This is a genomic window from Microbacterium sp. MRS-1 (genome assembly GCF_000585455.1).
Classification (GTDB): domain Bacteria; phylum Actinomycetota; class Actinomycetes; order Actinomycetales; family Microbacteriaceae; genus Microbacterium; species Microbacterium laevaniformans.
Genome location: NZ_JAUF01000045.1, coordinates 22016 through 41359, shown reverse-complemented (window position 1 = coordinate 41359; position 19344 = coordinate 22016). Strand labels below are relative to the sequence as shown.

The following is a 19344-nucleotide window of genomic DNA, read 5'->3' as shown; positions in this document are numbered from 1 at the left end:
GGCCGACCCCACCACCCCCACCTTTGAAACAGAAGAAATCCTGCCAACTACTTGACGCGGGACACCGCCGTCACCGTCGGCATCGCTATGCCTGCGTTGGCGTGGTGGTCCTGGATGATGCGCGCTTCCCGGTCGAGCTAGGGCGTGTTGCTAAAGGCCTCGATTGGATCGATAGCTTGGCTGTATGCCTCGTGATTCGGTGACGGTGGCGGCGGACGTTGATGCGTCCGCCGAGGTTGTCTGGCGATTCCTGACGGCTGGACGAGGTGCATGGTGGCCTGAGATGCGCTTCGAGGCGGCCGTTGGCTCGCCGCTCGTCGAGACCTGGGTCGAGGAAGGCCGTCAGGTATGCGCGACGGGGAGCGTCACGCGTTGTGACGAGCCGCATGTGCTCGGATTCAGTTGGACCGAACAGGGCTGGGAGCACCCTCTCGACGTCGTGATCGAGCTGGTAGCGCACGGGCAGGCAACCTCGGTCACCCTCACCGAGTCAGGATTCTGCCGTGCTCGAACTCCGCACTCGTTGCCTGCGGAACACGCAGAGGGGTGGCGATACCACTTGGCGCGATTGAAGCGGATGAGCGAGGGTGAAGCAGTCGACTTCGATGCCTAGAGAACGCCGGTGGTGAGCCGGTGGAGTGTCGCGGCGAGGCAGAGGCCGGCGTGGTAGTCGCGGGCGGTCTTGTCTGAGCGCATCGCGATCCCGCGCCACTGCGGGAGCTTGTTGAAGCACCGCTCAACGACGTTGCTGCCGCGGCAGAGAGCTGTCGCCGGACAGGCGTCGGGCTGTGGATATCTCTCACCGGCGGTGCGTCGACGATGCCACGATGCCGGGGTGAGCCCCTCCACGTACACGCCCGACGCGCCGCTCGTGTCGGCGGGGGCGTCGGCGAGTGTTGTGCAGGCGATCGCGGAACGTGTGCGCGACCGGCTTCGTGAGGAACAGGCCGATCCGCTCCGCCACCCCGATTGCGCCCACCAGGCGGCCGTAGCGGAGGTTCGCCGTCACAACGACTATGCCCTCGCCCGTGGGCTCGAGTTCGTCGACGACGAGGGCGCCGCCGTCCGCGACGTGCTTGCGCGGGTGACGGGCTACGGACCGTTGCAACCGCTGTTGGACGACCCGGAGGTCGAGGAGATCTGGATCAACGGTCCCGGTGCGGTCTTCGCGGCGCGCGCGGGGCGCAGCGAGCGCGTCCCGATGCGCCTCAGCGACGAGGCGGTGCGCGATCTCGTCGAGAAGATGCTGCACGCCACCGGACGACGGGTAGATCTCAGCCAGCCGTTCGTCGACGCGTCACTTCCGGACGGAAGCCGACTTCACGTCGTCATCCCCGACATCACGCGCTCGCACCTCGCCGTCAACATCCGCAAGTTCCTTCCCGCGCGGCGGAGTCTGGACGACCTCGTCGGCGCAGGATCGCTGCCCGCGCACGTCGCTGACATGCTGCGCGACGCCATGGTGGAGGGGCGAAACGTCCTGGTGTCCGGAGCCACACATGCGGGCAAGACGACGATGCTGGCGGCGCTTGTCGGCGGGTGTCGCCCCGAGCAGCGAATCATCACGGTCGAGGAGACCTTCGAACTGGCGGTCACGGCTCCCGACATCGTCGCCCTGCAGGGGCGCCAGCCGAGTCTGGAGGGGACGGGCGCGGTGAGCCTGCGTCGCCTCGTGAAGGAGGCACTGCGCATGCGCCCCGATCGCCTGATCGTCGGGGAGGTCCGTGACGCGGAGGCACTCGATCTCCTTCTCGCTTTGCATACCGGCGTGCCGGGCGCGGCGACGATCCACGCGAACAGCGCCGACGATGCCCTGTCGCGCCTGGCCACCCTGCCGTTGCTTGCGGGCCGCAACATCGACGCCGCGTTCGTCCAACCTGCTATCGCGACCGGCGTCCACCTTGTCGTGCACTGTCGGCGCGGCACCGGCGGTGAGCGATTCGTCGAGGAGGTCATCGAGACGACCGGTCGCATTCACGACGATGCCATCGACACCCGCGTCGTCTTTCGACGGGGCGGCTCATGACGGTCGTCTGGGGCGCGGTGCTCGCTGCCGGCATCCTCCTCGTCTTGTCGCCCTGGCTGTGGCCGGCGAACGAGCGCCGCGAGGCACCGCAGCGGGACGGTCGTGTATCGCGCATGCTCGATGAGGCGGGCTTCGCCCACGCCTCCACGATGCGCCCGGTGCTCATCGCGGCTGTCCTGTCTGCGTTGTTCTGCGCCATCAGTTGGTTGGCGACCGGACTCGGCGCCGTCGCGCTGGTCGCGGCGGCGGCTGGAGCGGCAGCGCCCTTCACTTGGCTCCGCGGGCGTGCGCGGCGGCTTCGGCGGTCACGCCGCGCGCTGTGGTCGGACGTGTGCGACCTCCTGATCTCGTCCGCCCGGGCCGGCATGTCGCTGCCGGATGCCGTGGCCGCTCTCGCCACGAGCGGACCCCCTCCGCTGCGACCCGCGTTCGACCGGTTCCGCGTCGACATGGCCGCATCGGGACACTTCGACTCCAGCGCACTCCGCCTCAAGGCCGCTCTCGCCGATCCGGTGGCCGACCGGATCATCGAGACACTCCGCATGGCACGCCAGGTCGGAGGGACCGAGCTGACCGCCGTGCTTCGTGCGCTCTCGGCATCCGTGCGGGCCGACGCCACCCTCCGCGCCGAAGTCGAGGCGCGACAGTCATGGGTGCGTGGAGCAGCGGTCGTCGGTGTGGTCGCACCCTGGATCGTTCTGGGTCTGCTGGCGCTTCGCCCCGAAGGTGCCAGCGCGTATGCGAGTCCCGCCGGCGTCGTGGTCGTGATCATCGGTGCCGTTGTCTCGGTAGGCGCCTACCGCCTCACCATTCGCATCGGTCGCCTGCCGGAGCCGCGGCGGTGGTTCGCATGAGCATCGTCAGCCTCGCCGCATCCGCCGTCGTCCTCGGTGTCGCGCTGGGAGCGGGGCTTGTGCTGGCCATCGGCCGGCTTCCGCGGTGGGCGGCGCCCTCGCTGTCGCGTCGCGTCGCGCCCTACCTGCGCGACATCGCCGATCCGCGCGGCATCACTCCGCTCGCGGCGCCGGCGGTCGCCTCCTCGTGGCGGCTCGTGCGAGACCGGGTCGCCGCATCCTGGGTCGGACTCGGCGGTGGAGGGAGCGTCGCGCGTCGCCTCCGCCAGGCCGGGTGGCGTCAGGACGTCGTGGCCTTCCGCGCCCTGCAGCTCGGGTGGGCCGTAGGGGGCCTCGGCGCGGGCGGCCTTCTCATCGTCGCCTTGACTCTCCTCGGACGCGCAGCGCCGACCCTCGCTCTTCTGCCACCACTGTTCGCCGCGGCCGGAGTTCTCGGCTGCGACTACCGACTGACGAGAGCGGCGCGCCAGCGGATCACGCGCGTCGAGGAGGAACTTCCGACCGTGCTGGAGTTCCTCTCGCTGTGCCTGGCTGCCGGTGAAGGGTTGCGCGATGCGCTACGTCGCGTGGGCGAGGTCGGCTCCGGCGTGCTGACCGGTGAGCTCCGCGCGGCAGTCCTGGCGAGCGGCACCGGATCGAGCCTGCCGGACGCGCTGCTTTCGGTGTCGAAGAGCCTCGACGTGCCGGCACTCGCGCGAGCAATCGAGCACCTCGTGGCGGCGATGGACCGTGGAGCGCCTCTCGCGCATGTTCTGCAGGAGCAGGCCGTCGACGCGCGAGAGGACGCCAAGCGGGGGCTGCTGGAGCTGGCCGGGCGCAAGGAGATCTTGATGCTTCTGCCGCTCGTGTTCTTGATTCTGCCCCTGTCGGTTCTCTTCGCGATCTTCCCCGGCATCGTCATGCTGCGCCTCGGTGTCGGCTGACAGGCTGAGCCGTGCCGGTCGTCGTCGCGTAGCGCGATACCTCGCGCCTCGTTCCCACTGCTGTGGATAACTCCCGCGTGCGAAATCTGATCCGATCAGACTCGACGCATGGACAGTTCACACCGATCCGCACTGCGCGAGTTCGTCGACGATGAGACGGGTGACGTTCCGGGTTGGGTGCTCGTCACATTGATGACGGCCGGACTCGTCGTCGCGATCTGGACTCTCGCCGGCCCCGCGTTGGCTGCGCTGTTCGAGCAGGCGCTGAGCCGCGTCTCGGGACTCTGACTCCGGGAATCGGCGTGGAGAGCCTCCGCCACGATCAGCGCGGCTCGAGCACCGTCGAGTTCGTGCTCGTCGGAACGCTTCTCACTCTCTTGGCCCTCGGCGTGCTGCAGCTGGCGCTCGCCGTGTACATCCGCAACGTCGTCCACGATGCGGCGGTGGAGGGCGCCTACTTCGGCGCTCTCGCCGACACGGATGCCGAAGCCGGCGCCGCACGCACTGCACAGCTGATCGCGACGGCCGTGGGTGACGGCATCGGCGCTCGGGTGAGCGCAGCCGACACCGACACGGCGCGCGGATCGGAGGTGGAGGTCCGCGTCGTGGCGACGCTCCCACTGGTGGGACTGCTCGGAGTGCCCTCCGGGATGGAGGTGAGCGCCCGTGCCCCGCGTGAGACTTTCGACTGACCCACCGCGGGCGATTCGGGGCGCGACGCTCGGAGACGACAGCGGCTCGGCATCCCTGGAGTTCATCACCGTCGGGCTCATCCTGCTCGTGCCCATCGTCTACCTCATCGTCGCGCTCGGCAGCATCCAATCCCAGGCGCTGGGAGCCGAAACAGCTGCACGGCAGCTCGCCCGCACGATCGCCTCGTCATCCGACCGAGCGACAGCCGACGCCCGCACTCAGCGGGTCGTCGATGCCATCGTCGCCGAATACGGCATCGACCGCTCGACTCTCGACGTTCAGGTGCAGTGCGCGACGCCCGGGCCGTGCCCCGCGGCCGGAGCGATGCTCTCGGTCACGGTGACGGCAGAGGTGCCGTTGCCGCTGGTCCCGCCGGTGCTGGGTCTCGACCAGGCGACGCGCGTGCCGGTCACCGCGACCGGGGTGCAGAAGGTCTCCCGCTATTGGGTCGAGCCGTGAGGGCCCTCGCGTCGCGCCTTCGAGACGATGAAGACGGCAGCGTGCTGATCCTGGCGCTCGGTTACTTCGTCATCGCGGTCGTGCTGGTGCTCGTGTGCGTCGACGCGACGAGTCTCTACCTCACGCAGAAGCGCCTGGATGCCGCAGCGGACGCGGCGGCACTCGCCGGCGCGGACGGCTTCACCCTCACCGTCGACGCGACCGGTCCCACCGCACGGTTGACGGACGCCGGCGTCTACGCTCAGGCCGAGGAGCTGCTCGCGGCCACCCAGACGGCCGAGCTGGTTGCGGCATCCACACCCGATGGTGTCTCGGCGCGCGTCACCGTCGCGACGACCTGGCACCCTCCCGTGCTGACGCTGTTCGTCCCGGACGGCTGGCCGCTACAGGCCACCGCGACCAGCCGCACGGCTCTCAGGTAGCCGACTCGCCCTCCGCGGTTTCCCGGCGGCGCGGCCACGCGGCCCATCCCGACGGCAGCTGATCGAGCACGCGCTCCGCCGCCGCGAGATGGCCCGGCTCGATGGTGGTCGCGCTCGAGGATCCTCCGGACGAGCCGTTCGGGTATCGCACCTGGTACCACGCCGCCGGCTCTCCGTCACGCCGCTCGACGCTCTCGCTGCAATTGCCGCTGACGACGGCGAAGACGTGCTCCTCCAGCTCGTCGGCCTCGCGCTGCCACGTGGTGTCGCAGGCGTCGCATCCGCACAGCGGGTAGGGGAAGTCCTGCAGCAGGCCGGCGTGCACCATCACCCCCGGGAAAGCCGTGAGCACGAATGTCAGCGGAGCGCACTCCGGATCGCGGGGGCGCACCCGCACCGCGCGCGGCACATCCCAGCTCGGTGCTGCGAGAAGGTCGGCGACGACATGCGCACCTTCGTCGACTTCGACGTCGTACGTGAGCCGCAGATGGTCGATGAGTGCCGCGGCGACCGCGTGCAGCGGAGCGTACCGTTCCGGATGCACGGTGACCGAATACGCCTCGGTCGGCGGCGAGTCGGACCACCGGTGCCCGTAGTCGATGACCTGCCCGTCGGCGTCGACGAACACCTGCGGTGCGATCGACGGGCGGGTGTAGGGGCTCATCCCGTCATCCTGCCGCAGCCGTGATCGGCGCGCACTCATCGCGTGCGCGGCACGAACCTCGGCACCCAGCGGATGAACCCGGCCGCCCCCGCGAGGCCGATCACGCCGATGACGCCGGTGGCGACCGAGAGGGAGACCACCGCGGCGACGGCAGAGACGAGCAGGGGAGCGATCGCGCCCCCGGCATCCGTCAGCGTCCGCCACGACCCGAGGAAGGCCGCCGGGTCGTCCTGCGGTGCGACATCGGCGCCGAGCGTGAGCAAGATGCCGCTGGAAAGACCATTGCCCACGCCCAGAACCGCCGCGAACAGGGCGAACCACATCGCCGCCTGCGAGAGGTCGTGCGTGAACGCGAGCGCGAGGAAACCCGACCCCATCAGCACCATCGCGGGAAGCGCGGCCCAGAGGCGGCCGAAGCGGTCCATCACCTGGCCGCTCGCGTAGAAGAGGGCGAAGTCGATCGCGCCGGAGATGCCGACGACGAGCGCGATCGTCTGCGCGTCGAGCCCGATCGACACGCCCCACAGCGGCAGCACAACCTGACGCGCCGATCGCACCGCCGAGAGGGATGCCGCCGCGAGCCCCAACCGCGACAGCACGCCGCGGAAGCGCCACATCGTGCGGAAGACGCCCACGCGTTCGGGCACGGGGATCGACCCGGTGACAGGTTCACCGGTGTCTTCAGCGAGCCTCGAGTCGCCGGACGAGCGCGTGACGCGGGGGACCGGTACGGCATCCTCCGGGTCGGCGCCGAACACGAGCAGTGCGATCGTGGCGAGCAGGCACGCGCCGAAGAACCAGACCGTCGAGTGCTCATCGCCGAAGATCGCAATGAGGGCGGCGGCGAGGAAGGGCCCGACGAACATGCCGAGGCGGAACGTGCCGCCCAGCAGCGACAGCGCCCGCGCCCGGTAGGCGACCGGCACGCGCGTCGTCATGAACGAATGCCGTGCCAGACCGAACGCGGCCGCGCAGAATCCGATGAGGAACACCGCGGCCGCCAGCACCGGCAGGCTCGGTGCGAACAGCATCCCGGCGACGCCGCCGAGTGCGAGCACCCCGCCGACGATCATCGTCATCCGCTCGCCGATGCGGCTCACGGCCCAGCCCGCCGGGATGTTGCCGCAGAGCTGCCCGACGACGAGGGCCGAGGCCACGAGTGCTGCGGTCGGAACGTCGGCGCCCAGCTGCGCCGCGATCACCGGGAAGAGCGGAACGACGGCCCCCTCGCCGAGGGCGAAGAGCACGGTCGGACCGTAGATCATGGGGGCCAGGCGCCAGAGCATCGGTCCCACGCCCGGCGCGGACGCGGGATCTGGCATGCGGGAGCTCACCCGATCCACGTTAGTCTGGAGTGTCATGCTTGATTTCGATCCTTCCGCCGACATCCAGGCCCTGCGTTCCACCTTCTCCGACATCCAGGCGGTGGTCGACGTCGAGGGACTGCGTGCGGAGATCGCGCGCCTGTCCGACGAAGCCGGTGCCCCCGACCTCTGGGACGACGTCGAGAAGGCGCAGAAGGTCACGAGCGCACTCAGCCATCGTCAGGCCGACCTCAAGCGCGTCACCGACGTCGAGCAGCGCCTCGACGACCTCGATGTGCTCGTCGAGCTGGCGCACGAGATGGACGACGAAGACACCGCGGCCGAGGCGCGCCGCGAGATCGCCGCGCTGCAGGACGTCATCGGCCAGCTCGAGGTGCAGACGCTGCTGGACGGCGAGTACGACGACCGCCCCGCGGTCGTCACGATCCGTTCCGGCGCCGGCGGCGACGACGCCACCGACTTCGCCGAGATGCTCCTGCGCATGTACCTGCGTTGGGCGGAACGGCACAAGTATTCCGTCAAGGTCATGGACACCTCCTACGCGGAGGGAGCGGGCATCAAGTCCGCCACGTTCGAGGTGGACGCGCCCTACGCGTACGGCACCCTGTCGGTCGAGGCCGGCACGCATCGACTGGCGCGCATCAGCCCGTTCGGCGGCGCGGACAAGCGCCAGACGTCGTTCGCCGCGGTCGAGGTCATCCCCGCGCTCGAAGAGGCCGTCGAGGTCGAGGTGCCCGAAAGCGACATCCGCGTCGACGTGTTCCGCTCGTCGGGCCCGGGCGGTCAGTCGGTCAACACGACCGACTCCGCGGTGCGCATCACCCACCTGCCGACAGGCCTCGTCGTCTCGATGCAGAACGAGAAGAGCCAGATCCAGAACCGCGCTGCGGCCATGCGCGTGCTCCAGACGCGTCTGCTGCTGCTCAAGCGCGAAGAGGAGGCCGCGAAGAAGAAGGAGCTCGCCGGTACCATCACGGCCAGCTGGGGCGACCAGATGCGTTCCTACTTCCTCTACGGCCAGCAGCTCGTCAAGGATCTCCGCACCGGCTACGAGGTCGGCAACCCCGCCGTCGTCTTCGACGGCGACCTCGACGGCCTCATCGCCGCCGGCATCCGCTGGCGCAAGCGCAAGGACGACGACGACTGATCAGTCGCGGCCCAGCCATGTCGTGACCGCGTCGCGGAACGCGGCGGGCTGCTCCACCCAGGGGTAGTGGCCGCACGCGGCGAGCCAGACGAGTTCGGCCCCGATCGCTGCGGCATAGTCGGCCACGGGCTGCACCCCGGTGAGCAGGTCGGCGTCGCCGGCGATGACCGTCATCGTTGGAAGAGGCGCCGAGCGGATGCGCTCGGCCGCCTCGGCTGGAATGTCGTGGAACCACGCGGATGCCGCCGCGAGAGACACCCGCCCGACACGGGCATGGTCGCGCTCACGCTCCGTCCATTTCGCGTAGTTGGCCGGCGCCTGTCGCTGGAACTGCTCGTCGACGTCGGCGTCGGTGGTCGCGGTGTCCTCGCCCAGCGCGACGAGCGCGGAAACCACCTCGGGCTCGGTGCGGGCGGCGCCGATGGCCGCGGCGTCGGATGGCGATCCGCACAGCCAGGTCGCCGGCGGTGTGATCAGCGCCAGGGGCGCGACGCGGCCCGGGTGGCGCGTCGCGGTCGCCAGCGCGAGCCGCGTGCCGGCCGAATGAGCGAGCACGGAGACCGAGGGAACGTGAAGCGCGTCGAGCGGAGCGACGACGTCGTCGGCATCCGTCCACCATCCGCGTGACAGGCCGCCGGTTCGGCTCGTGCCGCGTGGGTGCAGCACGATGACGTGCGCGCTCTCGCCGATGCCGACGATCGAGCATGCGCACCCGGCCACGCTGTCGGGAGTGCAGTCGACACGCGGCGAGTGTCGCACCCGGCATCCGCAGGGGGGCGACGTAGGCTCATCGAGTCATGATCCGGTTCGAGCACGTCACCAAGAAATACCGAGGGACCAGCAAGCCGGCGCTGAGCGACGTCGACTTCGAGGTGCAGCGCGGGGAGTTCGTCTTCCTCGTGGGCGCGTCCGGCTCGGGAAAGTCCTCCTGTCTGCGCCTGATCCTGCGGGAGGACGGCCCGAGCGAGGGCCGCGTCGTCGTGCTCGGTCGCGACCTCAAGAGCCTCTCGACACGCAAGGTTCCGTACTTCCGTCGGCACATCGGGTCGGTCTTCCAGGACTTCCGTCTGCTGCCCAACAAGACGGTGTTCCAGAACGTCGCCTTCACGCTGCAGGTCATCGGCGCATCCCGCGCGTTCATCCAGCAGGCCGTGCCCGAAGCGCTCGCTCTCGTCGGCTTGGACGGAAAGCAGAAGCGCCTGCCGCACGAGCTGTCGGGTGGCGAGCAGCAGCGCGTCGCGATCGCGCGGGCGATCGTCAACCGGCCGCAGATCCTGCTCGCCGACGAGCCCACCGGAAACCTCGACCCGGCGACCTCCATCGACATCATGCAGCTGCTCGCCCGCATCAACGCCGGTGGCACGACGGTGGTCATGGCCACCCACGAGGCCGGCTTCGTCGATCAGATGAAGCGCCGCGTCATCGAGCTGCGCGGCGGTGTGATGGTGCGCGACGACCGCCACGGCGGCTACGGCGACACGTCATCGCTGCCCTCGCTGCAACCGCAGACGGAACGCGGCGCGGCAGCAACGGCCGCCCTGACCGCGGTGCTCGAACTGCAGCGCGAGATCGCGGAAGCTCCCGTCGAGCCCGTCCCCGCGCCTCCGACGGCGCCGGATGCCGCGGCGACCCCGCCCCTCACACGCCCGGCCGCTCCCGCGCCTGCAGCCACGACGCCTGCCGACCGGGCGGCGGACGCGTCGCCGCGACCGGCCATGCAGCGTCCCGCGCCTCTTCCGGCGAGCGGGGAGCCGGTGCCGCTCACGCGTCCGATCACCATCGCCGCCCCCGAGGTCGACCTCGGCGAGCTGGGCGTGGGTGACATCGACCTCGGCAAACTCGGGGTCGCCGACCGCCGCGGCCGCGAAGCCGACGAGAACGACGAAGTGGGACCGACCTCATGAGGATGCAGCTGATTCTCGGCGAGGCGCTCACGGGACTGCGCCGCAACGCGTCGATGGTGATCTCCGTCGTGCTCGTGACGTTCGTGTCGCTGACGTTCGTCGGTGCCGCGATGCTGATGCAGATGCAGATCGGCAAGATGCGCGACTACTGGTCCGAGCGTGCGCAGGTCTCGGTGATCATGTGCCGCGAGGATTCCACGGCCACGACGTGTGCCGACGGCGCCGCGACGCAGGAGCAGATCGATCAGGTCTCGCAACGACTGTCGAGCTCCGCGCTGAGCGGGGTTGTGCGCGACGTGCGGTTCGAGTCCTCCGACGAGGCCTACCAGAACCTGCTGAAGCTCTACGGCGACGAGTACAAGGACTATGTGACCCCTGCGCAGCTGGGCAACACCTACTTCGTCGGCCTGATCGACCCCGAGAAGGCGGACGTCATCACCGAGGCGTTCAACGGGATGGCCGGGGTGGAAGAGGTGAAGAACCAGCTGCAGTATCTCGAGCCTCTGTTCTCCGCCCTGACGATAGCGACGTACATCGCCGTGGGCATCGCCGTGCTCATGCTCATCGCGGCTGTCCTGCTCATCGCGACCACCATCCGGCTGTCGGCCTACGCGCGAAGACGGGAGGTCGGCATCATGCGACTTGTCGGTGCCTCCAACCGGTTCATCCAGACGCCGTTCATCCTGGAGGGCGTTTTCGCCGCGTTCATCGGCTCGCTCATGGCGGGCGCCGCGATCGTCGTGGGCGTGCACTTCGGTGTCGGCCAGTACCTCAAGGGTCGCGTGAGCTTCATCACCGACTGGATCGACATGGGGGATGCCGCGATCGTCATCCCCGTCATCGTGGTCATCGGCCTGGTGCTCGCCGCGCTGTCGGCGAGCTTCGCGATCCGCCGGTGGCTGCGGGCGTGAGATAGACTGACGGGCTGCCGTGTCCGCGGCATCCCGTCGTCCATCGGCGGAACAACGCCATCCACCACAGAGGATCAACCATGCCCAGGGAACGCGGGGAGAAGGTCGTCGCGACCAACCGTCGCGCGCACCACGACTACACCATCGAGAAGACGTACGAAGCGGGCCTCGTGCTCACGGGTACCGAGGTGAAGTCGCTGCGTCAGGGCCGGGCCAACCTGTCGGACGGATACGCCTACATCGACGGGGGCCAGGCCTACCTCGATGCCGTGCACATCCCGGAGTACTCGCAGGGGCACTGGACCAATCACGCCTCCAAGCGCACCCGCAAACTGCTGCTGCACAAGGAGGAGATCGTCAAGCTGTCGCACGCCGTCAGCGCCGGCGGGTACACGTTGGTTCCGTTGAAGCTCTACTTCTCCGACGGGCGTGCGAAGGTCGAGATCGCGATCGCCAAGGGCAAGCGCGAGTACGAGAAGCGGCAGACGATCCGCGAGCGCGAAGACAAGCGCGAGGCCGAGCGGGCGATGCGCAGCCGCAACCTCCGCGGCGAGTAGTCCCCACGAACTCCGCAGAATGTCACGAACTCCGCAGCCGGAGGCGCGTCTGGATGCGGAGTACGTGTGATTCTGCGGAGTCGGTGCGACGCCGTGCGGCGCGCGTCGCACGAAATGCCGCGACCTAGCGTGCGATGAAGCGGGCCTCGACGCCCGCCGATACGACGATGTCGTCGGGGCGGAACTCGACGGCGGCGGCGCGATCGAACTCCGCCGCGGCCTTCGCCATCATCCGCGGCGCGGGGGTGGGGGAGGATGCGGCGCCCAGCAGCCCCAGATCAGCGATCTCGACCGGTACGACCTCGCTTCGTCCGATCGCCGCGGCATAGGCGGAGGCGCGCTCCACGGCTGCGGCGACGGCATCCGTCGCGACCTCCCGCTCGACGCGAGCGCGGGTCTCGGGCGTGAGCTGCCAGTCGACCGCGCCCACCTGCAGCCCGTCGACCGCTGCGATGTCGTTGAGCCAGTCGGAGAGGGAGCCCGGGTCTGCGAAGGTCGCGGTGATCTCCACGGATGCGTGGTGCACGAGGTCGAGCTGCCGGCCCTCGCTGTTCCAGGGTCGGTCGGCCCATACCGACATGCGCTGGCTCGACCAGTCGGCGATCGTGCCCGCCGATGCGAGTGTGGCCAGGTGGATGCGAATCGGCTCGGTGAGGCCGGCCACCCGCGCGACGACGTCCGCGCGCTCGGGCCCGTCGGCGGATGCCGTGACGTGCGCGACCGCGCGCTCGGGCAGCACACGGGTGTGGCTTTCTCCTCGGACGGTGATCGTGACCTCGCTCATGGGGTAAACTGTAATGCTCGGGTGCCGACGGCATCCGCTGATAACTCCACAAAGTGACAGTGGCTCATTCGCCGCACGGCACGTCGCCGTGACGCACAAGGGGCTGATCGGTTTCGACAGCGTCTGTGAATCTGCGAGAAGCGGGCCGAGGATGCAGGGTTATCTCGTTAACGATCTCTGCAAAACTACAAGTGCCGAATCCAAGCGCACTGACTTCGCCCTCGCTGCCTAAGCGAGCCCGATAGTCCGTCAGACCGTGTGTGACCCCGCCACGGACCCTGGCGTCATCTAGGGGTCTTGCTGTGTGACGGCGCCTGGACGTCACACGGGACTCTTCCCAGGCTGGGCTCGTCGACTTAGGTGTCTGTGACAAAGGTCGGAGCCGAGCAGAACGTCTTCACAGACTGCGCCCGGAGAAGACGCAGTATCTCAGCGTTGGACGGGGGTTCGATTCCCCCCAGCTCCACCATAGGAGGCTTACTCGAAACAGCACCTGCTGCAGAGCCGGTGAAGAGTGAGCTCCAGGCCGTTGTCGCGACTGTTGAGTTGTCAGCAAAGAGACCGCCCTTCGGGGCGGTCTCTTTGTGTTTGGCGGGGATGGTCTGGCCCTGGCTGCGGGCGAAGGCAGCGGCGAAGTGCTGCCGGATGGCGTCCTCGTTCAGGCCGAGGGTAGCGGCCTGGTAGGCAGCTTCGGTGGCGAACAGCGCGTCATGCGGAGAGGTGAGGCGGCTGCCGACGACGTCTTCGTCGGTGATGTAGATCGCGCCGAACACGGCCTGGTTGAGGCGGCGGCGGACTTCGTCGGTGGTGTTCTTGTACAGCTCGTGCGGGTTCTCCAGCAGGCTGAGCTGGGAGTCGAGGAACTTCGCCCCGGAGGTCAGGTCGACCGCGACGGCGTCGCGTTGCGTGGTGAGCCGTTCGCGTTCCTGCCCGATCTTCCGCAGTCGCACCTTGATCTTCCCGGGGGCGACGGTGCCGTCGGCGGCGAGGTCGAGCAGGTTCTCTTCCTGCACGTCGAGGGCGTCGAGTTGGCCGTCGAGTTGCTTCTTGAGGAGTCGCTGGGCTTCGTCCTGGCTTCCGAGGGTGTCGGCCATGAGCGCGCGGAAGGCGCGGAGGAACTCGGGCGTGTAGCGCTTGGTCTTGTAGTGGCGTTCGACGGCGTCCTCTACGCGGTAGAGGTTGTGGTGCGGGCTGGTGCAGGTGCCGTCCTTGGTGCCGGGGCAGAAGTAGTAGAAGTACTCCTGCCCGTTCTTGCCGACCGTGCGCTGGACGAGCAAGCGCCGGTCGATGTCGCGTTCCTGCTTGCACTGCCCGCAGAACACGGTGCCTTTGAGGTAGTGATGGTGCTCACGGCGGCGTTCGCCGGATTTCCCGCGGATGCGGCTGACCTCTTGCGCCTTGTCGAAGAGCTCCTGGCTGATGTGCGGGTGGTGCTTGCCGGGGATCTGCTCGCCGTCGTACGTGACCACGCCGGTGTAGTACGGGTCGCGGAGCATCTGATGCACCTTGTTCACGGACACCGGCCCGGCCGGGCGCTTCGCCGTGGCCCGGGTGGTGAGGCCGCGGTCTGTGAGCTCGTCGACGATGTCGTTCAGCGTGTACTCGCCGGTGGCGTAGAGCTCGAAGGCGAGCTTCACGAACGGGGCGCGTTCGGTGTCGATTTCGATGGTGCGGATGTCGCGGCCTTCGGAGATGTCGCGGACGTTGAGGTAGCCGAGGCGGGCGCGGCCGAGGGTCTGGCCGCGTTTGGCGGCGGCTTCCATCTTGCGTTTGATGTCGGCACCGCGGGAGGTGGACATCATCTCGTTGAACACGGAGATCATGCCGCGCATGGCCTTGCCTGCCGGGGTGTCGTCCATCGGCTCGGTGACGGAGATGAGTTGCACGCCGAGGGATTGGAACACGATGCCGAGCACGGCGTCCTCCCACTGGTTGCGGGCGGCGCGCTCGAACATATAGACCAGCACGACGTTGACGTCTCGGCGGGCCTGGATGCGGGCGAGCATCTGCCGGAACACGGGCCGCTTCTCGATCGACATCGCGGACTTGCCGGGCTCGACATACTCCTCGATCACGGTGTAGCCGAGGGCGGTGGCGCGTTCGTAGCAGAGCTGCCGCTGGGTCTCCATCGAGGCGCCGTTGGCGTAGTCCCGGGACGTCTTGGTCTGCGAGGGGTCGGAGACGCGGAAGTACACGACGGCGCGCTGGCCCTTCGGCACCGCGTCCAGGTCGAGCGTGGCGTCCAGGACGTTCCCGAGCTGGAGCTGGCGGACGTGCGGCGCGGTGAGTTTGTCGAGGTCGGGCATGCCGGGCAGGTCCGGCAGGCCGTAGTTGATGCGGGGCGTCATGCTGCTTCCTCCATCGGGTCGAGGCGGTCGGTCGGGATGAGGCTGAGGGGGAACGCGGCGCGGGTCCGCTGCGCTGTGTGTGCGTTGCCGAGCACCTCGCGGAGCGCGATGAGGTCACTGAGAGCGGCCTGCAACCGGGGTGCCGATGCGACGGTCGATGTGACGATCTGACGGCAACCGTTGACGGCAACCGCGCCGAACAACTGGTTACGCGCGCGTACTTCCAGCAACACGATTTGGTCGTGTGGAAGGTCCGCGAACACGGAAATAACAGGGGTCGAATGTGGTGCCCCGGAGCGGATTCGAACCGCTGGCCTGAAGATTAGAAGGGCGCTAGGGTCGTTCGGGTTTTCGTGCTCCGTATCACGTTGCGACCCCTGTAGAACGGCCGCGCTGAGCGGGAAAGCGTTGACGGCAACGTCGTCGCCTTGACGGCTACCGTACGAGTTTTCCACAGACTCCGACGCGCTCGCGGACACATCCGGCGACGGTTGCCCGAGGTGTGCTTCCAGGGTGTTCGTGACGGCCATGATGGCGTCGCGTCGGCGCTCGTGGTTGCCGTGCTGGTAGATCTGCATCGTCGTGGAGACGTTGGAGTGCCCGAGGATCATCTGCACGTCCTTCGGGTCTATCTGGAGGCTACCGAGCAGCGTGGCGACGGTGTGGCGCGCCTGATGCAGGGTGATGCGGCGAAGTCCCGCCCGTGCGGTGAGGATGTCGAAGGTGCGCAGGAGGCCACGAGGTTCTACAGGCGTGCCGACCTTGCTGGTCAGCACGGTGCCTTCCGTCGTGAACGTCTCGGATGGGATCGGTGACAGGTGCTCGTTGATCACGGCGCTGGTCGCCGTGGCGTGCTCGAGCAGGGCGTGCCTGATGAACGGGACGAGCGGCAGTCGCCGGTTGCCCGCGTCGGTCTTCACGGATGCGGCCTGGAGCGAGCCGTCGATACGGCTGATCTGCTGCCGGACGGTGATCTGGTTGGTGGCGAAGTCGACGTCCGCCCAGCGCAGCCCGGCGATCTCTCCGGCGCGGAGGCCGTAGGTCAGGGCGATGAGGTAGCCGATGTACCAGGGGTGCCCGTGCGCGGTGCGCAGGAACGTCGCGACTTCATCGGGGTTCCAGGGCAGGAACTCCTTGCGCTTGGCCATCGGCAGTTCGATGAGGCGTGCGACGTTCCGGCTCACGAGCTCGTCGCGCATGGCGCGGGTGAGCGCTGCAGACAGCACGGTGCGGAACTTCTGGGCGGTGCGGATCGAGTGGCCGTCGTCGAGCAGCGAATAGGCGGCGTTCTGGACGTCGCGCACAGTCAACAAGGTCAGGCGCTTGCTGCCGATGCGAGGCACGATGTGCAGCCGGACGACGCCCTCGTAGCCCCGCGCCGTGTTGCGCCGGTTGCGGCGCGGCACGACAGACTCCAGCCACTGCTGCAGGTACTCGGCCACCGTGACCTGCGAGTTCGGGGTCAGGAGGCCGCGACGCACTTCCTCGTGCTTGGCGACGAGCTTCTCATGGGCTTCCTTCCGCGAACGGGCGTAGAAGCGGACGCGCTTCATCCGCCCGTCGAGTGTCGGCACGTAGGAGGCGGCCTCCCAGCGGCCGTCCTTGCGCAGGGTGATGGTTCCTTCGCCGTTCGCGCGCTTAGCCATGATGTGCTCCTGGCCGCTGGGCGACGCGCTGGTGCGTGAGGAATCGCTCGAGGTCGGACTCGAAGATGAAGCGGCGGGCAGCGATCTTGACCGAGGGGATCTCCCTGTCTCGGATCAGCCGATACAGCGTCGCCTTGCTCACTCGTAGCCGTTCCATGCTCTCCGGGAGCGTGAGCAGGCGCCCGGTGGCGGTTTGTTGGATGGTGTCGTTCATGAAGGGGTTCCCCTCCTTTCGTTAGTTGTCGGTGATCTTGTTGATGAGGTTCAGGTCGTTCAGGCGCAGCACGACGCGGTGCTTGGGCACGTCGAAGTGCTTCGCGAGTGAGCTGGTGGTCGTCAGCCCGTCGCGGATGGCGCGGCGCATCTCGGCTGCGGGCATGAGGACGCAGGCGGCGAAGTGATCTCCGGCCATCTGCGCCTGCAGCGGGCCGCGACGGAAGTGCGGGTCGTAGAGATGGACGGACTTGCCGTGGTCGAGGATGTGCTTGAGCTCGTGCAGGATCAGGAACCGGCGAGACGCCGTCGAGCGGGTCTCTACGATCTGGATGACCCAGTGCTTCGAGGTCTCATCCCAGTGGCTCTCGCTGGAGCGCGGCAGGTCGGGCACGAAGCGGATGACGATCGCGGGGAGGTTCTCCACGAACCCGACCGGGTCGGTTGCTGCGGTGCGGGCCAGCCGACGCAGCAGCGAGGACTGGTGCTCCGCGATGCGCTCAGTGGCGCGCCAGCTGAACGGGAAGCTCTGCTCGGGCACGAGCTTGCGCAACCGGCGCAGCACGGATCGGCGCGAGACCTGCGTGGCCGTCGGCGCTTCAGATGCTGCGGCGTGTGTCAAAGGTGTCATTGGTTGTTTCCTCCTTCCCCCACCCGGGAGTGACTGGTTGTTGTGGTGTTCGCAGCCTGTGCTGCGGGTCTACTGCTCGTCTTCGCCGGGAGCGGGGCCGTCGACGAGGATGCCTTCACGCTCCGCGAGGGTGCGGAAGTAGATGTCGAGTTCGGTGATCGCCTGTACCGAGAGGCCCTGGTAGCGGGCGCGCAGGTAGGGCGCGAACGACGGCAGTGCTGTGACGGTCGGGTAATTCGCCAGCGAGTACAGATCGGGTACGGCCAGGCTGAGGGCCTCTCCGAGAGCATGAAGAATGTCCGGCCGAGGACGTTCGAGTTTCTCCTGCTCGATGCGTTCGATGGTGGTGCGGGGAACGCCTGTACGTTCCGCGAGCCGGCGGAGAGAGAGGCCTTGTTGGGTGCGCGCCTGTTTTATGGAAGGGCCCAGGCGCATAGCCGCTGTCGCGCTATTCATGGTGCGGGTCTCCATTTACATATCTCACCCATTCTACTCCTTTGTTGTGGAAAAGTCCTGATGAAAGGCGTTTTTTACAACACTTTCTGTCTGCCTTCGGCGAACTCCGGCTATTGCGCCTATACGTCCAACAGAGGTGCTATTTCACTGTCTCTTCCTTCGCATGGTGGTTCTTCTTGAACAGGTGGATCTGTCCTGCGACAGCGACGGCGCTCCAATGCGTACCGGCACCGTCGTGCAACTGCGCCCGAGCGGTGTCGCTGAGGTCGCGGTACGAGACCGGGGTCGTGTGGTTGTCATCGTCGAGCTGGAAGACCCTGGTCGTCGTGTCGAACAGCTCGGCCAGGTCGGCGTAGGAGCCCACGTAGTCCGACGCGAAGCCACGCTCGACGTCGGGCCGACTCGTGTCGGTGGTCGGGAGACGGAGGTAGGCGACTCCGGGGATGCCGCGATCGAGTGCGAACCGCTCGGCGTGGTCGAGCACCGTGCCGTCCTCGAACAGGTTCTCGTCGCCTCTGCCGTGGATCGCCACGGTGAGGCCGAGATCCTCCTTGTAGGAGATCAGATGCCGCCACTGCGTTTCATCGGCGGGAAGCGCTGGGCGCAGTTGCGGTGCTGCTCGGTCGAGGAGGTGCCCGTCGAGCCAGTTGATGACTTCGCGGGTTTCCGGGTAGACGTTCGGACGGGACGCGAGTTCGAGGCATTCGGAGCGGACCTCGTCAACGTCGACTTCGCGGCCGTCTGCGAAGTTGCGCAGTGCCGTGCCTTTGTCGATGCCGAGCGCGAGGAAGTGTGCGACACCCTGGGCGTCCTCCCTGCTCAGGGGCCGGCCTTTGGTGTGAGCCATGACGCAGGCGCCCATCATCGCGCCGATGACCTCGATGGCGCGGTGCGAGGCGTGCTCTCCGGTCCCGGGCAGGCGCTCAATGATTTCGGCGCGCAGGCGCTGGTCGTCGGGGCGACGTTCCGGGTCTCGGGGGATGTGGCTATCGCGTTCCATTGCCAGCCTCCTCACCTTCTGCCAGGCGAGCGTTGTCACGCTGAATCAGGTAGGTGCCGAGCCAGTCGATCCATTCCTTCGCGTGAGCCGGGATGGTCGGGTCGGCGTATAGCTCGAGGTACTCCTCACGCAGCTTCAGGTAGTCGCCATCGCCGGTATCGGAGAAGTGCTCCAGCGCGGTGTTCGGTCGTCCGAGGAGTTGGACGAGGCCGTGTGCGATCGCCTTGGCGGCATCGGTAGATATCTCGCTGCCGGCCTCCTGCGCAGCGGCGATGCCATCGCTGGCGATCCGGTCGATGGCGTCAGCGGGTTCGATACGACTCTCGGCTTGCTCGGGGCCGTGATTCTGGGGTTGTTGTTCCATAGGGGTTCCTCCTTTCG

At 68.0% G+C, this 19344-nt stretch carries 22 protein-coding genes, 1 other RNA gene and 1 pseudogene; 13 read left to right on the top strand and 11 right to left on the bottom strand.

The genetic code is table 11. The annotated features are described in order from the left end of the window. Positions 1–184: 184 nt before the first annotated feature. The 8 genes from AS96_RS09185 (at position 185) to AS96_RS09145 (ending at position 5377) form a co-directional block, all read left to right on the top strand. Positions 185–613: an SRPBCC family protein gene (locus tag AS96_RS09185; protein WP_231477194.1), complete on the top strand. Its 429-nt coding sequence runs from the start codon at positions 185–187 to the stop codon at positions 611–613. Positions 614–835: 222 nt separating this feature from the next. Further along, positions 836–2026, top strand: a complete 1191-nt coding sequence (locus tag AS96_RS09175) for a CpaF family protein (RefSeq protein WP_036288741.1) — start codon at positions 836–838, stop codon at positions 2024–2026. After that, positions 2023–2880, top strand: coding sequence for a type II secretion system F family protein (locus tag AS96_RS09170; RefSeq protein WP_036288738.1), 858 nt, complete (start codon positions 2023–2025; stop codon positions 2878–2880). The genes AS96_RS09175 and AS96_RS09170 overlap by 4 nt, the downstream gene beginning before the upstream one ends. Continuing rightward, complete coding sequence (locus AS96_RS09165) at positions 2877–3803, top strand: type II secretion system F family protein (RefSeq protein WP_036288736.1); 927 nt, start codon at positions 2877–2879, stop codon at positions 3801–3803. The genes AS96_RS09170 and AS96_RS09165 overlap by 4 nt, the downstream gene beginning before the upstream one ends. Positions 3804–3911: 108 nt before the next feature. Continuing rightward, entirely contained in the window at positions 3912–4091 is a 180-nt protein-coding gene (locus tag AS96_RS09160) for a hypothetical protein (RefSeq protein ID WP_005055077.1), read from the top strand. 14 nt (positions 4092–4105) lie between these two features. Continuing rightward, positions 4106–4495, top strand: a complete 390-nt coding sequence (locus tag AS96_RS09155; protein WP_036288733.1) for a TadE/TadG family type IV pilus assembly protein — start codon at positions 4106–4108, stop codon at positions 4493–4495. Next, on the top strand, positions 4479–4955 hold the full coding sequence (locus AS96_RS09150; RefSeq protein WP_331280307.1) for a TadE family protein: 477 nt from the start codon (positions 4479–4481) through the stop codon (positions 4953–4955). The genes AS96_RS09155 and AS96_RS09150 overlap by 17 nt, the downstream gene beginning before the upstream one ends. Beyond that, complete coding sequence (locus AS96_RS09145; protein WP_036288727.1) at positions 4952–5377, top strand: pilus assembly protein TadG-related protein; 426 nt, start codon at positions 4952–4954, stop codon at positions 5375–5377. Before AS96_RS09150 ends, AS96_RS09145 begins: the two co-directional genes overlap by 4 nt. Here AS96_RS09145 and AS96_RS09140 read toward each other — a convergent pair. Further along, positions 5370–6041 (bottom strand): DUF6226 family protein, encoded by a 672-nt coding sequence (locus tag AS96_RS09140; protein WP_036288723.1) that lies wholly within the window; start codon positions 6039–6041, stop codon positions 5370–5372. The two genes, AS96_RS09145 and AS96_RS09140, sit on opposite strands and share 8 nt — an antisense overlap. Positions 6042–6076: 35 nt before the next feature. Next, complete coding sequence (locus tag AS96_RS09135; protein ID WP_081768019.1) at positions 6077–7327, bottom strand: MFS transporter; 1251 nt, start codon at positions 7325–7327, stop codon at positions 6077–6079. A 73-nt stretch (positions 7328–7400) separates the two neighbouring features. On the opposite strand from AS96_RS09135, the gene prfB reads away from it, so the two are divergent. Next, positions 7401–8513, top strand: coding sequence for a peptide chain release factor 2 (prfB, locus tag AS96_RS09130; RefSeq protein WP_036288717.1), 1113 nt, complete (start codon positions 7401–7403; stop codon positions 8511–8513). On the opposite strand, the gene AS96_RS09125 is transcribed toward prfB, so the two are convergent. Then, positions 8514–9272: an alpha/beta fold hydrolase gene (locus AS96_RS09125; protein WP_231477193.1), complete on the bottom strand. Its 759-nt coding sequence runs from the start codon at positions 9270–9272 to the stop codon at positions 8514–8516. Positions 9273–9310: 38 nt separating this feature from the next. Between AS96_RS09125 and ftsE the strand changes: the two genes are divergently transcribed. The 3 genes from ftsE to smpB all read left to right on the top strand — a co-directional run bounded on the left by ftsE (position 9311) and on the right by smpB (position 11885). Beyond that, complete coding sequence (gene ftsE, locus AS96_RS09120) at positions 9311–10417, top strand: cell division ATP-binding protein FtsE (protein WP_036288714.1); 1107 nt, start codon at positions 9311–9313, stop codon at positions 10415–10417. After that, a complete protein-coding gene (ftsX, locus tag AS96_RS09115; RefSeq protein WP_036288711.1) occupies positions 10414–11328 on the top strand; it encodes a permease-like cell division protein FtsX in 915 nt (304 codons plus the stop codon). The genes ftsE and ftsX overlap by 4 nt, the downstream gene beginning before the upstream one ends. Positions 11329–11408: 80 nt before the next feature. Further along, positions 11409–11885, top strand: coding sequence for an SsrA-binding protein SmpB (gene smpB, locus AS96_RS09110; RefSeq protein ID WP_036288708.1), 477 nt, complete (start codon positions 11409–11411; stop codon positions 11883–11885). A gap of 124 nt (positions 11886–12009) precedes the next feature. Here smpB and AS96_RS09105 read toward each other — a convergent pair whose 3' ends face one another. Beyond that, positions 12010–12669, bottom strand: coding sequence for an SIMPL domain-containing protein (locus AS96_RS09105; RefSeq protein ID WP_036288705.1), 660 nt, complete (start codon positions 12667–12669; stop codon positions 12010–12012). A gap of 99 nt (positions 12670–12768) precedes the next feature. Here AS96_RS09105 and ssrA point away from each other — a divergent pair. Continuing rightward, positions 12769–13138: a transfer-messenger RNA gene (gene ssrA / locus AS96_RS14995) on the top strand. A 976-nt stretch (positions 13139–14114) separates the two neighbouring features. Here the strand turns inward: ssrA and AS96_RS15990 are convergent. From AS96_RS15990 to AS96_RS09070, 7 genes and pseudogenes are all read right to left on the bottom strand, one after another. Further along, a pseudogene (locus AS96_RS15990) lies at positions 14115–14975 on the bottom strand (recombinase family protein); the annotation flags it as partial. 38 nt (positions 14976–15013) lie between these two features. Further along, entirely contained in the window at positions 15014–16663 is a 1650-nt protein-coding gene (locus AS96_RS09095; RefSeq protein ID WP_051498818.1) for a tyrosine-type recombinase/integrase, read from the bottom strand. Further along, a complete protein-coding gene (locus AS96_RS09090) occupies positions 16656–16877 on the bottom strand; it encodes a helix-turn-helix domain-containing protein (protein WP_036288702.1) in 222 nt (73 codons plus the stop codon). Before AS96_RS09090 ends, AS96_RS09095 begins: the two co-directional genes overlap by 8 nt. 21 nt (positions 16878–16898) lie before the next feature. Continuing rightward, a complete protein-coding gene (locus tag AS96_RS09085; protein WP_036288700.1) occupies positions 16899–17507 on the bottom strand; it encodes an ImmA/IrrE family metallo-endopeptidase in 609 nt (202 codons plus the stop codon). 69 nt (positions 17508–17576) lie between these two features. Continuing rightward, on the bottom strand, positions 17577–17978 hold the full coding sequence (locus tag AS96_RS14700; protein WP_081768017.1) for a helix-turn-helix domain-containing protein: 402 nt from the start codon (positions 17976–17978) through the stop codon (positions 17577–17579). A gap of 124 nt (positions 17979–18102) precedes the next feature. After that, a complete protein-coding gene (locus tag AS96_RS09075) occupies positions 18103–18963 on the bottom strand; it encodes a hypothetical protein (RefSeq protein ID WP_036288697.1) in 861 nt (286 codons plus the stop codon). After that, on the bottom strand, positions 18950–19327 hold the full coding sequence (locus tag AS96_RS09070; protein ID WP_036288694.1) for a hypothetical protein: 378 nt from the start codon (positions 19325–19327) through the stop codon (positions 18950–18952). Before AS96_RS09070 ends, AS96_RS09075 begins: the two co-directional genes overlap by 14 nt. Positions 19328–19344: the final 17 nt, after the last annotated feature.